The sequence below is a fragment of the Affinundibacterium flavidum genome, from assembly GCF_014284175.1.
In the GTDB taxonomy this organism is placed as follows: domain Bacteria; phylum Pseudomonadota; class Gammaproteobacteria; order Burkholderiales; family Burkholderiaceae_D; genus Undibacterium; species Undibacterium flavidum.
This window is the reverse complement of the sequence record NZ_JACOGA010000012.1, coordinates 45,090-60,832: the sequence shown is the minus strand read 5'-3', so window position 1 is coordinate 60,832 and position 15,743 is coordinate 45,090. Positions and strand designations below refer to the sequence as shown.

Genomic DNA, 15,743 nt, shown 5'->3' with positions numbered 1-15,743 from the left:
GTTCAACTTGCAGGGTTTAACTGAACGACATTTCCGGTCAGTCCGGCATCTTTTTCGTTGGAGAAATTCAATCAAAAACTTCGACTGAAGAAACTCAACTAAAGAGATTCAATTAAAGATATTCAACAAGTCGGCTGCAATTTCAACGACATCAAATACGTCCACATTCTCAACAAAATTTCCCTTGTTTGCATCTTTATTCGCTTGTTGCTTTACCTCTCCAAGATTTGTGCCAATTTTATCTAAAGCCTGTTTTCCAGGCATGCCATACTGCAAAATCATCTTTTCCAATTCACCGCTGTCGAGCCAGATTCCCATGCAGTCGGGACAGACTTCGATTTCTATTCCCTTAACCGTCAGGGTCATCATCGCTCTGCAATTGGCTGGGCAAAACCGTTGATGTTTGCTGACCTCAATAGTCTTTGAATTGGCCGCCTGATGTGCCCGCATGGCTGCCTGTGCCATCACATCGCGAAACAATTTTCCTGGCAAAAATACGCCGTGACAGCTAGCACATCGATGAGTCAAGGCATCGCTAAATGTTTTTTCATACAAATCGGAATGATCAATGGGGCAACGCATATAGTTAGATCTCTGGGCTGTCAGCGAAAATGAGTGAAAGTTAGTGAAGGTAAAGTCTCAACAAGGGCGTCATAGCTTATCATTAGTGACTCAATTCACGCTCGAGTATTTTCAAGTAACATTTACCGTTCATTTTACGGTTTGCCCGCAGCCGTGAAAACAATGCGAGCATGCTCGTCAGCACAGAACAATGCTATGATCTAATTGATTTTTTCTGTCATCAATATTTGCTATGCGGCCTTCTGATCCTAAATATGTTGCGTCAAATCGCCCAGTTAATAGTCGAACTTGGGCGAAAAAAAATCCGTCTCAAGCTGGTACGGAACAAAATACAGAACACCACAAGAAGCTTAGAAACAAATTCCATCAGCGCATAGCGAAACTCCAAAACAAACAGCAATTGGGCCCGCCCTTACTAGAGCAGCTAAATGCCACATCATCTACTTCACTTCATCAAAAACCAGGCACCGGCATCATACTCAGTAGCTTACTCTGCTCAGCTTCTGCTCTAGGCTTACTATTGGCTGCGATACAGAAATCCTTTAATACTGGCATCGTGGCGGGGGTTGGCTTGTTGGCTGGATTAGGAATGATCGCGTATCTGCGTTCAGTGCGCTCAGTGCGCTCAGTGCGACAAGCTAGCGCCACGCTCGCAAAAAATGACTCTGCATTATTTGATATTGCGAGCTTACAAGCTTTTGATCAAGCGCTGGCTGGTATAGCGGATGAGCTCAGTGATGAACTGCGCGCGCAATTAATTGCATTTAAAGATCAAGTCTGGCGTCTATCACATCTGGTACAACAGAGTAGTGATACGAACTGCCTTTCTTTAGAAGATCGCCATTATCTAAATCAGAGTTTACAGCGCTACTTACCAGATAGTTTGCAAAGTTATCTGCGTATTCCTAGTGCTCTACGCAACACGCAGATCATCGATCAGGATTACACCGCAGAGCAATTACTGGCACAACAAATCCAGTTATTGCAAAGTGAATTCGACAAATATGAACTTCAATTAAATCAAAGCGCCGCTGAGGACTTAATCCAACAGCAGCGCTTTTTAGAATTGAAAAGTACCGAGCGAGATACTGCTTAGTTTCAGCTTAGTTTCAGCTTAGTTTCAGCTTAGTTTCGACTTAATTTCAGCTTAGTTTTAGATCAGTTCCAAGGTTTGAACAGATCCCTGTCCACTAGTCAGTAAGCATAATCAATTTACGCTCAGAGCTTACTGCACTTTAGTTTCTTCACTCACAAACTGTGTACGTTCCATCAGCTCAACTTCATGCGCATCACGCACAGTTTTGGCCAAGGTGAAAGTTGAACTGATCAGAAACAACCAACTAATCAACATATAGTTTTTTTCCCAAGGTGGAATTATCATCCTCCACAAACCCCAGGCAGTCAATAAAATCGCCGCCGCAAAAGCTGCCCACACTGTGAGTACCCAAGAACCCGTATCGACTTGACCATCACGATTGTCCCGTATCATCTTGGCCAAAGCGAAGCAGACAAACAAACTGAAAAATAGACCCAATGCGACGAAAGCGCGGTCGAGCTCTTGCCCCGGCAACTGCAAGACACCAGCACCGCAAGCGAACACCGCGATACCGAAAGAAAGCCAGACTTGAATTCTCCAACCACTACTGTCACGTTGCATTACATATTGCGTTGCCATGTTAAATTTCCCCTTTATATGCATTGGCTATCAAACTACATCACATCAGAAATAAATACCCCATCAGTACAATCACAAAACTACAGCACTACCGGACCACTCACAGAAACTTTACTTGCCTCTCGTGCCTGCTCCTGACGATAACGATCTAAGTAATGTTCTGCCTTTTCCAATTGCTGTTGCATAAGCTGACGATTTTGTCCCATCACTTCGATGGCTTTGCTGCGGAACTGATCCATCGCGTCCATCGCTTTAAACGTTTGGTCAAACATATCCTTCAATTTGTCGATGCCTATCATAGGATTTTGTGAAAATTGCCCGACTCTATCTGCATGTTGGTTTAACTGACGTCCTGTTTCACTGATCAAATTTTCTATCGTGTGATTTATCCCTTCCAAGGTATCCATCACTTTGATTTGATAACCGCTTGCACGCGCTACCGTTTGAGCTACCGCTAAAGCACTGATGCCGGTGGTTGCAACCCGACTACAGGCATTCATCATTTCACGCCCTGTTTTTTTGAGAACATCGAGCACCAAATAACCATTGGTGCAGACCGCTTGTTGCGTCAGCATATCCTGCAAATTCTGACGCACATAAAACAAAACCTCCTGCTCTAAAGCACTCGCACGCTGAGGATCCGTCGCCTTCAAGCTACTCACACGCTCATACAAATGCGCATCCAAAGTTACGGCAAAATGGATGGTGCCCTTCAGCTTTTGCATCGCCTCCCATAATTTAACGCGGGTCGCTTCAATATCCACGACGTCGCGCTGTAAATCATCGCGCGCCGAGTAGAGTTGCTGCATACTGGTTTGCAATTGCGCGGAAGCCGCTTGATATTTACGGAAATAACTTTGCAATTTATTTCCATAGGGGATTAAACCAAACAGTTTTTGCGGTTGAAATAAGTCGCCTTGCTTACCTGGATTTAATTGGTCAAGTTGCCCGCGTAATTCCTGTATCGCCGTAAATGCCGCACTTCCCTCCATACCGACAAAATTGGATTGCAATAAGCGCCCCTGCATCAGATTTGAAGCGATAGAAATTTCTTCGCGACCTAAGGCAAATGCACTGTCCAAACGCGTTTTGAAAGCTTCGCTTTGTACATCTTCGGTCAACAAGCCTTGCATAAATCGTTCAACTTGCTGCTCTACCGCAGCCTTTAATTCTGGTCTTAATTCAGGTGCGAGCTTAGTTGGTGAATTAATTTCTGAATTAATTGTTGAATTAATTGGTGAACTGATCGCTGAACTCGCTATCTGTTCATCAATGACCGTCACTGATTCGGGTGCCTGCAGCACGAATTGTTCTGGCAACTGAGTAGAAACGCTTGATGCAGAATTTGTCAAATCTGTCTCTAAAGTTTGGTTCATTTTCATCCTTTCTGATATCGAACAAACTGAGCGCAGCATGCCAAAACAAGGCTCAATAAACTACTTATTTGAAAATAGTTGATTAAATTCGAAGCAAAAGTATTCCATATTGATACCCATCAGTATAAAAATGAAGAATACAAAGACCTGAAAGGCAAATTAGCTCTTTAGAAATCGACGGCACGCATTGTAAAATGGGCAAGCGCGGTTCCATACCGATAAGAACTCAGAAAAAACCCCACAAACACCATGCACCATGCACCATGACTCCAACGAATAAACTCAAACTCAATCTGTCTATTTTTTGCGTGCTGGGTGTGTTTTGGTATCTAGACCGGCCGTTTCCGAATACGTCTGCAATCTATAGTAGTGTTGCGCTACCATCATCGACTTCAGCAGATGCGAACAAAGCACCGCAGTTTGCGTTGAAGCAGAACGATGCTGAAGCCAAAGTATCTTGGTCGCTTCCGAATTACATTCAATCTATCACCGCCGCACATCCACAACAAACGGGTGCCTATATCTTAGAAAATGGATTCGAGGCTTTGCTAGCACGCGCTTGGCTGGCAGACCATGCGACCACTAGCATAGAAGTGCAGTACTTCATTTGGAGCAATGACAACATCGGTACGCTCGCCTCCGAAGCCTTGATTCGTGCCGCGGATCGTGGCGTTAAAGTGCGCGTGATCGTCGATGATTTGTTAATTGAAGCAGAAGATGTGACCCTACTCGCTCTCGCCAAGCATCCGAATGTCGAAATCCGCATCTACAATCCCAAGCACAGAGTCGGTACCAATGTGGGCAAACGCTTGTGGAATATCGTCGCTGATTTCAAGTCCGCTAATCAACGCATGCATGACAAAACTTTCGTGGTCGATGGTGTGGTGGCGATTACTGGTGGCAGAAATATGGCGAGCGAATATTTCAACTTTCATCACGAAGCGAATTTCCGTGATCGCGATGCACTGATACTCGGCAAAGCTGTCAATGAAGTTCGAAGCAATTTCGACAATTTCTGGCAACATCCTTTAAGCGTGCCAGTCGAAAAAATCTTTGCCGAACATCGCTTCATGCAAGCCGACGTGAATGTGACTGATCAAGAAGTTCAAGCGATTTATGACGGTTTGCATCGGTATGCGAATCAAGATAATAATTTTGACCCGCTACTCAAACAAGCGATACGTGGCATCCCAGATTCATTTGAACGCTTGGGTAAAGAAATGGTATGGACGGATGTCGACTTCATTCACGACATCCCTGGGAAGAATCGTCAAGACGGTTTACAAGGCAGTGGCGATAGTTCGCGCGCCTTGGCAGCGCTAGTCAAGTCGGCGCAACACGAAATTGTGATTCAATCACCATATCTGGTCTTATCCGACAAAGCAAAAGCCTTAATCAAAACGACTTTGCAACGCGGTGTCAAAATCATCGTCAATACCAATTCGCTGGCGTCCACCGACAATCTGCAGGCTTTCAGCGGTTATCGTAATCAACGCGAAGAATTACTAAACATGGGTGTGGAGATTTTTGAATTTCGGCCAGATGCTAAGAGTCGCGGCAAATTACTCAATTCGCCCGTCATTGACAAGTATCAGCCTGCGGTATTTGGCTTGCATGCGAAGTCGATGGTGGTGGATGGAAAAATCGCTTATATCGGCACTTTCAATTTTGATCCGCGCTCAGAAAATCTGAATACAGAGGTCGGCGTCATCATTCACAATCCTCAATTGGCGACACAATTAGCGAATTCCATCCGCCAAGATATGCAAGCGGGAAATAGCTGGAACGCGAAAAGCGACGACCCAGATCAACATGTTAGTCGCACCAAACGTTTCCAGGTTTGGCTCCTGCAATTACTACCACTACGGCCCATACTCTGATTGGCTTGATCGCTTGAATTGCATCAAGTCAAGCAAACGAAAGATCAGATTCAAGCATTTCATCCTGCGCCACCGCTGTGGGCCGGTAATACTAGATTCAAATACTGTTCTCACACAGGCATCATGCACGGGCATAAAACACTACCGTCAACTACACACCACACACGTAAAATTTACACGTAATATTTTTTATTTCCATGTGAATTTTTGATGACCTATTGCCGACTTATTGGTGACTTCTTGGACAATTATTAGTGCCTTGTCATCTTAGATAAAACTCCGTCAATAAATTTGTCATGGATTTGTAACCGAGCTCCGAAAAAACTTGCCCTAAGGATATATAAGGCATACTTTGTGCTAGCATAAGATGCAAACCCTTACCAAGGTGCTGGCATGTCAGACATGAAATTGCATAGTTGGGAACTGAATGACACAAACGATAGTCGTTTTCGGCTGCTGGTTGACAGCATTGAAGACTATGCCATCATCATGCTCGACGTGGATGGCAAAATACGCAGCTGGAATGCAGGTGCGACTAAGATCAAAGGCTATCAAAAAGAAGAAGTGCTGGGTCAGCATTTTTCTATGTTCTATAGCGAAGAAGCCAAGCGCGTACAATTTCCCGACAATCAGTTGGCACGTGCAGCACTGCATGGACATCTTGAAGATGAAGGATGGCGACGACGTAAAGATGGCTCCGAATTTTGGGCTAATATTTTAATCACGGCTCTCTACAATCACAGCGGCGAGCTTGAAGGCTACAGCAAAGTCGTCAAAGACATGAGCGAGCGAAAGCGCATAGAAGAGCGTTTTCGTCGCGTAGTCGAATCCGCACCAAATGCGATGGTAATGATCAATCCGCAAGGTCAAATCGAGATGGTCAACACCCAGGCGGAACGATTGTTCAATTATCCCCGGGAAGAAATGCTCGGACAAAAAGTCGAAATTTTAGTACCAGATCGTTTTCGCCATGGGCACCCCGAAAAGCGCGGCATGTTTTTACATGCACCACAATCGCGTCCTATGGGTGCTGGCCGCGATCTGTATGGGAGACGTAAGGACGGTAGTGAATTCCCCGTAGAAATCGGTTTAAATCCGATAGAAACCGATGAAGGCATGATGGTGCTTTCGTCGATTGTCGATATCTCCGAACGCAAACGACTAGAAGAGCGTTTTCGCCGCGTCGTCGAATCTGCACCAAATGCGATGGTGATGGTGAATTCGCAAGGTCGGATAGAAATGGTCAACACGCAAGCTGAAATGCTATTTGATTATTCTCGTGCCGAAATGCTAGGGCAATTGATCGAGATCTTGGTTCCCGAAAGATTTCGCCATGACCATCCCAACAAACGCCAGATTTTTTTTGGTGATCTGAAATCACGCCCCATGGGGGCAGGCCGCGACTTGTTTGGCCGGCGCAAAGATGGCAGTGAATTCCCTATCGAAATTGGCCTTAATCCTATTGAGACAGAAGATGGCATGATGGTTTTATCATCTATCGTTGATATCTCGGATCGCAAACAAAAGGAACAACGTATACAAGAAGCCTTGCAAGAGAAAGATTTGTTGTTGGGTGAAATTCACCATCGCGTCAAAAATAATTTACAAGTCGTCCATAGCCTACTCAGTTTGCAATCATCTTTGATCGAAGACGAAGCGGTCAAAAATATGTTGATGGATAGTCAAAATCGCATACAGTCGATGGCACTGATACATCAAACCTTGTATCAATCGAATAATTTTGCCCGAGTTGATTTTGGTGATTTTCTGGAGGCATTGATCCCCAGCCTGATGAATTCCTATGCAGTAAGCGGTAAGCAAATCGATTTGACCATTGATGCTAGCGATGTGTATTTGCCCATCAACTCCGCCATTCCTTGTGGCTTACTGATCAATGAACTCATCACCAATTCGCTCAAACACGCTTTTCTTGAGCGAAATGACGGAGAAATACGCGTCATCATCAGCGAAGTCGATGACAACACGGTGCAATTAATTGTGAATGACAATGGTAGTGGTATCAGCGCCGCCTTAGATTTAGAAGCGATCGACACTTTAGGCTTGCGATTAGTCAACTTGCTGTCGCAGCAATTAAATGGCGACTTACAAATACAACGCAGCAATCCCACGCAATTTTCACTGAGATTTCCGCTCGGTGAAAATTAAATTATCAGTAACTAGCGCTACACCGCAGAGCGAGGACACTAGCATGCTATCGAGAGTTTTAATCGTCGAAGATGAAAGCATCGTCGCACTCGACCTGCAACGGCGCTTGATTCGCCTTGGCTACGACGTTCCACGCGTGGCAGCTTCCTGTGAACAAACGATTAAAGCGATTCAGGAAACGCTGCCCAATATTGTGCTGATGGACATCAATATTTCTGGCGACATCGACGGTATCGATACCGCCGCCAAGATCGATGTGCCTGTGATTTTTTTAACCGCTTATTCGGAAGAAAGTACCTTACAAAGAGCCAAAGAAAGCAAACCCTACGGCTATCTGGTCAAACCTTTTTCCGAACGTGAATTGCATGCCACGATACAAATGGCCTTAGAGCGCTATCAGGTAGAAACTCGTTTGAAAAAGAGTGAAAATCTACTCGCCGTGGCGTATGCAAAAATGGAAAGCTCAAAGCGCGAGTTGGAATTTCATGCAGCTGAATTATTTGAAGAAAAGCAACGTCTGGAAGTAACACTGAATTCCATCGGTGATGGCGTGATTACCACCGACAAATTAGGCAATGTCACCTACATCAACCCAGTCGCGGAGAAAAAAACCGGTTGGAGCTGCGCCGAGGCACAAGGTATGCCGATCGCCAAGATTTTAGTTTTGGTCGACGAAGAGACAGAACAAGCTACGCCCTCACCTATCGAGATTACGCTACGCACAGGTCAAGTCTCAGGACTCGCCCATCAAAGCGCGCTCGTTCATCGCAACGGCAGTAAGTTTTCGATAGAAGATTCGACCGCGCCTATGTACGACCGCAACAATCAAATCATTGGAGCCGTATTGGTCTTTCACGATGTCAGTGAAACCAAGCGCTTGGCAGATGAAATGACCTATCAAGCCACGCACGATGCGCTAACCGATTTAGTGAATCGCCGCGAATTTGAAAAGCGTTTGGAGAAAGCCGTTCAGAGTACGTTACTCCACGAACAACAGCATGCATTAGCCTATCTGGATCTCGATCAATTCAAGATTGTGAATGACACCTGCGGTCATAATGCGGGCGATGAATTACTGCGACAAATCACTAGCTTGCTGCGACTAGCACTGCGGGCAAATGACACGCTGGCACGTCTTGGCGGTGATGAATTTGGTGTGCTGCTAGAATCATGTCCGCCTTATATTGCATTACAGATCGCGGAGAAATTGCGCAATATCATTAGTGATTTTCACTTCGTTTGGGATAACAAAACCTTCCCTATCAGCGTCAGTATAGGCTTAGTCAATTTCGGCGGCATCGAAGCAGAACGACAAGGCATACATGAGATTTTACGTTTCGCCGACAGCGCTTGTTATACCGCCAAGGATTTAGGTAGAAATCGAATTCACGTCTATCGCAGCGAAGACAATGCGATGACTAAACGTCACGGTGAGCTCGACTGGTACACGAAGATTTGCAGTGCACTGACGGACAATCGTCTGGAACTGTATATGCAAACGATCAGGCCGTTAAAGAAAACTCTGCCAAATCATACCCACGTTGAAATTCTACTCAGATTGACTAATCAGGAAGGGAAAATTATTCCTCCCATGGCGTTTATACCCGCAGCTGAACGCTATGGTTTAATGCCAGAAATTGATCGTTGGGTTATCCGCAATGCTTTTGCGCATATTGCCGCTTTACGTGCGCCGGAGCGGGCTTTGTTCTCGATCAATTTATCCGGTGGCAGCCTCAACGATGAAAAAACCTTGGCGTATATTTGCGAGCAATTAAGCAGCTCAGGAGCCCGTGCAGAAAGCATTTGCTTTGAAATCACCGAAACCGCCGCGATTGCGAATTTGATGAATGCGCGCGCCTTTATTTTGAGCCTCAAAGAAAAAGGTTGTCAATTTGCGCTAGATGATTTCGGCAGCGGTATGTCGTCGTTTGCCTATCTCAAGCATCTGCCTGTTGATTTTCTGAAAATCGATGGCTGCTTTGTGAAAGATATTATCGGTGACTCAGTGGATGCCGCCATGGTCGATGCGATCAACCACATCGGTCATGTGATGGGATTAAGAACCATCGCCGAATTTGCCGAGAATCAGTTGATCGTCGATTTGTTGAGCGCGATGGGTGTTGATTATGCGCAAGGATATGGCGTTGGCTACCCGACGCCGCTGTTGCCGGGTTATCCCGATCAAGTCTGACTCTGGCGCACTGAAGCAAATTGAACTGAACTGAAACTACGAAGCCCAGGCAAACAAAGCACATCAAGCTAAGCCATTAGCGCCGCCATCTTTTGCGGATTACCGAATAAGTCCGTATCGTCTATCGTATAGACGGGTGCAAAGCCTCCGCCAGGCGTGCGGAAATTCGTTGTTTGTCCTTGATACATACGTGCCGCAGTCCATTGCACCGCGCCTTGATAGGTGTACTGTCGAATGTCGAATTTCATCTGTGCAGGCATCTCAGGCGATCCACTCACACGTTCACCTGGGCTGATGATTTCTTGGGCTATATAATCCCCCGCCAAAATCTCTTCCCATACGCGCTTAGTCAATTTATCACCACGATATGCGGCGCGCCCACCGTAACCAGCATTCGGCTTGAAAAATAACTGACGACGTTGCGCCCATAGACGCTCGGCATGTTGCAGTTGTACCGTTTCAGTCCGTGGAATATTCGCCAGCAAACACGCCTGGGTTTCTGTATCGACGCCAAGTTGTTGCAATTGCTGAGGATCAGACCAGATCACCAAATTGCGCTTATCTGCATACAAGGCATGTAAGAATGGATTCGGCGTCAAGACTACAGCCTGTGCCAAATAGGCTTGGCGCAATGCTTCAGCATTTGCGTCTTCCAGATAGAAATCCGTCAAGCGGTTATAGACCAAATCAATACGCTGATCCGCACACCACAATCCTTCATCGCGCCAACTTAGCTGCTCAGGTGCAGCGATAATGGCATTGATACCGTGACGTTGAAATAATTGTTGGAACAAGAGGAATTCAGGGTACAAATATTGCGCTTCTGGATGTTCGTCAACAATCGCTATAGTACGCAAGGTTCCTGACGCGCTATGGTTGGGATCTGTTGGCTCTATGGATTTGCTCTTTGCCATCTGCGCCAGCGTCCATTCATGCTGAAACATAATCACTATTGCTTGCTCAAATTCCTGTACTTTGGCTTGCGTATGGACGATGTCATCCATCACCGCACAACAGGCATGCTGTGCGCGTGCCAGCAACGCGTTGAGCAAAGCACCTCCCGCATTAGTATTGACTTCGATCAGACCAATTTTCTCTTCGTGCAAATGGAAGTCATAGCCAAAGAACACGCCATTGACGGCAACTGCGGCAACGGGATTTTGCGCCATAGCCTGCCTGACGATTTCCGGAGCACCTTGCAAAATCTGTGCGCGAAACGTAGGCAATGCCACTACGCGCTCGATGGCCTGTATCACCGCTGCCATACGCATTTGCTGGCTATGCGAGACGAATACTGGCTGTGCAGAAAATAAATGCGGGCAACGTTGCTCTATCAAATCAAATACTTCAGGTGCAGCCAATTCCAATTTAAGCGCCCGCTTCAAAGCCCCATCAGGCAAGCTGATACAAAAACACGCACTATTGAGTTTTTGTATATGTTCTGCAGCGCCTTTTGCAGTGAGGTTGACATCTTCATTGTCACTACATCCAGCATTACCTTCCTTTGCTACTGACTCGCAAACCCGGCAAGCCGCCTCAGTCGCAACATCAGAATCGCTACCTGAACAATTGTTAGAGTTAGACGTGATGGATTGGTGCATAGTATTCATTTCTTTATTACCGAGTTTGCTTCCATAGCTTTCTAAATGACCGCTAAATAAATTCTAAGTGGCTTCCAATTGACGACTGCCAGACCATAAGCAAAACCCATTTCTAGGATCTCGATTCTGGGTTCAGGTCTCGGTATAAAAAGTCAATCTATTTCCAAATGGATCATTGATTGTCATTTCGGTCGTACCCCATTCCATCGCTTGATACCCTGGACGTGCGTGGCGATATTTTTTGGCATTTAAGGCCGCACAGAAGCTAATCACGTCTTCGACTCTAATCCGTAAGTGCGCACCTGGCGCAGCATCACCGAAATGTTCGGACAAATGCAAAACACATGCAGCCTGCGACAATTGCATATACAAGGGCGTATCAGGTTCAAAACGATGTTCCCAATCAAGATGAAAACCTAAAAAGTCGATATAAAATGATTTTGCAGAAGCCTCATCGAAGCTACGAAAGATTGGAATTGGTGCTTGCATTTTTTCTCCGACGGATTACAAAAGTGACGACGATTTCTTAAACTATTTGTCGATTCGAATGCATTTGATAAGCGAGTTTCACATAATGTAAGAGATGTTTGTTCTGAATATCATCCATTTGTAGGCATTTGATATGGCGCCTGAATTTCCCCTTACCTTCCAAAACAGAATACTGATCTTTCAGCTTAGCACCTTCACCAAATTCTATGGAAATATGCGTCGCATAGGCAAACACACCACAAAAATGCGTACCAACGGAAAAGAGTATTCCGCCATATTTTACTTCCTCACTGACGTCGGTTCCCAAACCAAGCACCATTTGTCTGACAGCTTGAACCATCTCGTAATTGCTTGGATTGAGTAAGCACAAATCTTGTAATAAATTTTCGACTCTGGATTGACTCATTTTAATTGACTCCACACTTGTGCTAGGGTCTGTTAACATTCAAATTGGGAGATGCGTTCAAGCCAAAAGGTGGGATGGCAAGGCGTAGTTCGCCGCCGAGGCTAGTGCCTCGGCAAGAGCTACAACGCTGTCCATCGCGCGTTTTGGCTTGAACCCTTCGGGAATGGGTAAAACGGGCACATGGCGTTGTTGCAAGCCGCTTACAGTGCTCGCACTGTGGCGCGCCTTGACGCCTAGCCCTGTGCCCGTTTTTCCGCATTCGCATTCCCAATTTGAATGTTAACAGACCCTTGACCAATCGCAATTAGCGATGCAAAGACAAAACACAATCCAGAACTAATCCACCAAAACAGATCACTATTCCCTACAAACAGCGGCTTTAGAAAAGGAAAGGCTAAGGCACGTGCAAACAGTACTGCTGTCACGCCGATCAAGATCAAACGCTGCCACGGCAAGCTGATAATCAAGCCCGCGGCAGAACTTGCGTAGGCAGCAGATATCAGCAAGGCAGTACCGACCAATACCGCGATCACCTTGGGCTGAGAATGCCCACGTTCCAGCATCTTCACCACGACCTCGCCTGCGCCTAATAAACGAAACAGCGGCGCACCAAATACCAGGCAGGCAAAATGTAAGAGTGCGCCAAGCACGGACAATGCCGCGGCAAAGAGCAAATAAATATTCAAGGTGGGCGACATCAAAACCTCATGGCTAGTAATTATTTTATTTTGGGGAAGTACAAGCACGGCTGAATCAATAACCACGGGAAGGAAAAGATGCTTGTGCCATGCTAGCACGAAGATACTTGCGCGCAATCTATCCCAACTGTCGCTGAAACTCAGCGAGCCGTCCGCTGATACGCATTCTTCTTAAACTTGCATCAAATTCCAGCATCAGCTCAGCGTGTTTCTTGTGCATTATATGATAAGAATAACTATGTACCAGCACGCCGCCTACACGTTCTGCCAGTGCATTGATCTGAGGAGATTGGGCAGATAATTGTGTGCTTGAAATCAAAGCAACGTCGAAGCGCTTTGCCTGTAACATCTTATAAAATGATTCGGCAGAATTGGCAGAAATATAGCGTAATTGATGCTGTTCAATAAAGTCCTCCGCCAATTTTGAGCCACGCACCACGCCTACTGTCCACTGTTTCAGTTGATTCACGTCAGAAAAATACACCGCAGACCGCTGCCTGACATAAGCATAAAGTTCCAATTGCTTTAAGGGCTCACGACTTATCAGGAGATTGGGATAATGCTTGAGTACGCTGTCGGCGCGCCCGATATCGGCATCGTAGTGGGCGCTATTGGTCAAGGCGATGGCGCGCTCTGAGGGCACCAATTCAAACGTCGGCTGCATACCCATTTCTCCATACACCGCCTGCACCAGAGGAATGAGTGCTCCAGTCACTTCGTTATAGGCAATACTAAATGGAGAACGCGCAGAAATACCGGGCATCCAGCTTGTCGCTAAGGCTGTCATAAAAAAACGTCTGCGCATCAATCTGACCTCGTCAGAAAAAGATTTTTTTCAGCAATCCTGAATAAATACGATGCAAATTCCATACCACCACGCCTATTGGCATGGATAATTGACAAGCTCGAAATAGAAAAAAAGACGCATTAGATTCACGCAAAATGAGTGCCAACTATCGCAGGATTTACTTTATGAAAGGGCGACGCACAAAACATGATGAAAAATCGTCTAATGCTGCGTTCTCATCGATATGGATAGATTCTGCAAATATAGCCGCAGGAACCCAATCAGGAAACGCGATTTCATGTGTCACATGCCGACCGCTGGGCGTATGTTGCTCTCGAACTTGCGCTAACTGTTCTGGAGCCAAGTGCCCTGCAATGCGCACTAGCGAAGGCCACAAGCGGCGATGTACCAAAGTCAATTTAGCATTCATCAGACGACACACCAGAATTTGATCCGAAGCACTCACGGCTTCCAGTATCTTAAATAAGTGGTGACTTTGCGGATGCGCCCACCAACTACCTTTGATAGGCTCACCAACAATCTCCTCGGTCAATCGTGGCACGGGGCCTTTAGCAGATACAAGCACAATTCCCTGCTGCTGCACGAAGAGAAGTGCTTTCTCAGGGCTATCGCATTTTTGCTTCAACTTATACTCAGTATTCAACTTGGCGTTGTTGGTAGCATTATTGGTAGCGATGTTAGTATTTTTCTCAAGCGTCATCTTCACAGTCTCCATCAGGCGAGCTCATGCAGCGCAAACAGTATGCGGCCAATTCACAAATACTGTGAGGGAATAAACGGGTGATGGCAGAAATGATCCAAGGAGGAACAATTATTAACTCAAGCGTACTAGATACTCGCCTGATTCACAGTCTCACCAGCCAGCAACACTGGTTGCCACAAGACTTGTAGTTCTGACGGCGGCGTACCGTTTTGCAAGGCCAACAGCATCTCCACCATTTTCTTGCCAGCGAGATCGGGGTTGGGTTGCTCTATCGTAGTGACTTTATAGCCAGCCAAAGAATCTTCCATCTTACCCCAGACGATAATCGACATTTGCTGACCAATCGCGATTCCGGCGTCCAATAAGGCACGCATCGCACCGACGCCTGCCATGTGATTGTCGACGATAACTGCGCTTGGTGGATGTGCGCTGTTAATTAACTGTTGCATGGCAGCATAGCCACCGCGTCGGTCATTTGAATTATCTTTGAGGTAATCGGGATTTGGCTGCAGTCCAGCATCGCGCATAACGCTTTGAAAACTATCATAACGTTGTCGCGCAAAGTTCATGTCGATAGGTGCGCTCATCAAGGCGATACGTTGATGTCCATGCGCCAGCAGATGTTCTACCGCGATTCGCATGCCGCTCTCGTTATCATAATCAAACCAGGCATGTGGCTCATTGACACGCGTACGTCCATGCGCCACAAACGGCAAGCCCTGCTTGGCCAGGTATGCAACACGTTCATCATAAAGTTTGGTACGACCAACGATTAAGCCATCGACCCGACGTTCTTTGACCATGTGCTCGTAAGAACGTAATTCATTCTCTGGTGACACCGGTGCCATGATCAAATCCATCTGGCGGTCTTCCAAAGCTTCAACCATGCCGCCGATGATTTGCATGAACATCGGGTCCGCTAAATCGTTGGCAACCAATGCATGAATGATCCCAATCACGTTAGTGCGACCCGATGCCAAACTGCGCGCCATAGGATTCGGGCGATAGCCATATTGTTCCGCCGCCTCCAGCACTCGTTGTCGGGTACGCGCACTGACCTCAGGATAGCCGTTCAATGCACGACTCACCGTGGTTTCAGATATACCGAGACTTTGTGCCAGACTTTTGAGGTTCATAGGGGCGATTGCGCTTTTTAGTGACGTGATGA

14 protein-coding genes are annotated in these 15,743 nt (G+C 46.2%); 4 read left to right on the top strand and 10 right to left on the bottom strand.

Going from position 1 to position 15,743, the window contains the following annotated elements:
- Window positions 1–108: 108 nt before the first annotated feature.
- Complete coding sequence (locus tag H8K55_RS13775) at window positions 109–582, bottom strand: TFIIB-type zinc ribbon-containing protein (protein ID WP_186942640.1); 474 nt, start codon at window positions 580–582, stop codon at window positions 109–111.
- A 232-nt stretch (window positions 583–814) separates the two neighbouring features.
- Here H8K55_RS13775 and H8K55_RS13770 point away from each other — a divergent pair, with 232 nt between their 5' ends.
- A complete protein-coding gene (locus tag H8K55_RS13770; protein ID WP_186942639.1) occupies window positions 815–1,678 on the top strand; it encodes a hypothetical protein in 864 nt (287 codons plus the stop codon).
- Between the two features lie 129 nt (window positions 1,679–1,807).
- Here H8K55_RS13770 and H8K55_RS13765 read toward each other — a convergent pair whose 3' ends face one another.
- Together H8K55_RS13765 and H8K55_RS13760 are read right to left on the bottom strand one after the other, a co-directional pair.
- On the bottom strand, window positions 1,808–2,257 hold the full coding sequence (locus H8K55_RS13765; protein ID WP_186942638.1) for a YiaA/YiaB family inner membrane protein: 450 nt from the start codon (window positions 2,255–2,257) through the stop codon (window positions 1,808–1,810).
- 80 nt (window positions 2,258–2,337) lie between these two features.
- The gene (locus H8K55_RS13760; protein WP_186942637.1) at window positions 2,338–3,633 is read right to left on the bottom strand and encodes a toxic anion resistance protein; all 1,296 of its coding nucleotides are present in this window, start codon (window positions 3,631–3,633) and stop codon (window positions 2,338–2,340) included.
- A 263-nt stretch (window positions 3,634–3,896) separates the two neighbouring features.
- Here H8K55_RS13760 and H8K55_RS13755 point away from each other — a divergent pair, with 263 nt between their 5' ends.
- The 3 genes from H8K55_RS13755 (at window position 3,897) to H8K55_RS13745 (ending at window position 9,870) form a co-directional block, all read left to right on the top strand.
- A complete protein-coding gene (locus H8K55_RS13755) occupies window positions 3,897–5,513 on the top strand; it encodes a phospholipase D-like domain-containing protein (RefSeq protein ID WP_186942636.1) in 1,617 nt (538 codons plus the stop codon).
- Window positions 5,514–5,906: 393 nt separating this feature from the next.
- Window positions 5,907–7,679 (top strand): PAS domain S-box protein, encoded by a 1,773-nt coding sequence (locus H8K55_RS13750; protein ID WP_186942635.1) that lies wholly within the window; start codon window positions 5,907–5,909, stop codon window positions 7,677–7,679.
- A gap of 43 nt (window positions 7,680–7,722) precedes the next feature.
- Window positions 7,723–9,870: an EAL domain-containing protein gene (locus H8K55_RS13745; protein ID WP_186942634.1), complete on the top strand. Its 2,148-nt coding sequence runs from the start codon at window positions 7,723–7,725 to the stop codon at window positions 9,868–9,870.
- Window positions 9,871–9,938: 68 nt separating this feature from the next.
- Here H8K55_RS13745 and H8K55_RS13740 read toward each other — a convergent pair whose 3' ends face one another.
- From H8K55_RS13740 to H8K55_RS13710, 7 genes are all read right to left on the bottom strand, one after another.
- Window positions 9,939–11,471 (bottom strand): hypothetical protein, encoded by a 1,533-nt coding sequence (locus H8K55_RS13740; protein WP_230408619.1) that lies wholly within the window; start codon window positions 11,469–11,471, stop codon window positions 9,939–9,941.
- Window positions 11,472–11,603: 132 nt separating this feature from the next.
- Entirely contained in the window at window positions 11,604–11,960 is a 357-nt protein-coding gene (locus H8K55_RS13735) for a glyoxalase superfamily protein (RefSeq protein ID WP_186942633.1), read from the bottom strand.
- 37 nt (window positions 11,961–11,997) lie between these two features.
- Window positions 11,998–12,366: a DUF1801 domain-containing protein gene (locus tag H8K55_RS13730; RefSeq protein ID WP_186942632.1), complete on the bottom strand. Its 369-nt coding sequence runs from the start codon at window positions 12,364–12,366 to the stop codon at window positions 11,998–12,000.
- Window positions 12,367–12,599: 233 nt separating this feature from the next.
- Entirely contained in the window at window positions 12,600–13,064 is a 465-nt protein-coding gene (locus H8K55_RS13725) for a hypothetical protein (protein WP_186942631.1), read from the bottom strand.
- A 118-nt stretch (window positions 13,065–13,182) separates the two neighbouring features.
- On the bottom strand, window positions 13,183–13,869 hold the full coding sequence (locus H8K55_RS13720) for a substrate-binding periplasmic protein (RefSeq protein ID WP_186942630.1): 687 nt from the start codon (window positions 13,867–13,869) through the stop codon (window positions 13,183–13,185).
- Between the two features lie 160 nt (window positions 13,870–14,029).
- Window positions 14,030–14,572: a hypothetical protein gene (locus H8K55_RS13715; RefSeq protein WP_186942629.1), complete on the bottom strand. Its 543-nt coding sequence runs from the start codon at window positions 14,570–14,572 to the stop codon at window positions 14,030–14,032.
- 128 nt (window positions 14,573–14,700) lie between these two features.
- On the bottom strand, window positions 14,701–15,711 hold the full coding sequence (locus H8K55_RS13710; RefSeq protein ID WP_186942628.1) for a substrate-binding domain-containing protein: 1,011 nt from the start codon (window positions 15,709–15,711) through the stop codon (window positions 14,701–14,703).
- Window positions 15,712–15,743: the final 32 nt, after the last annotated feature.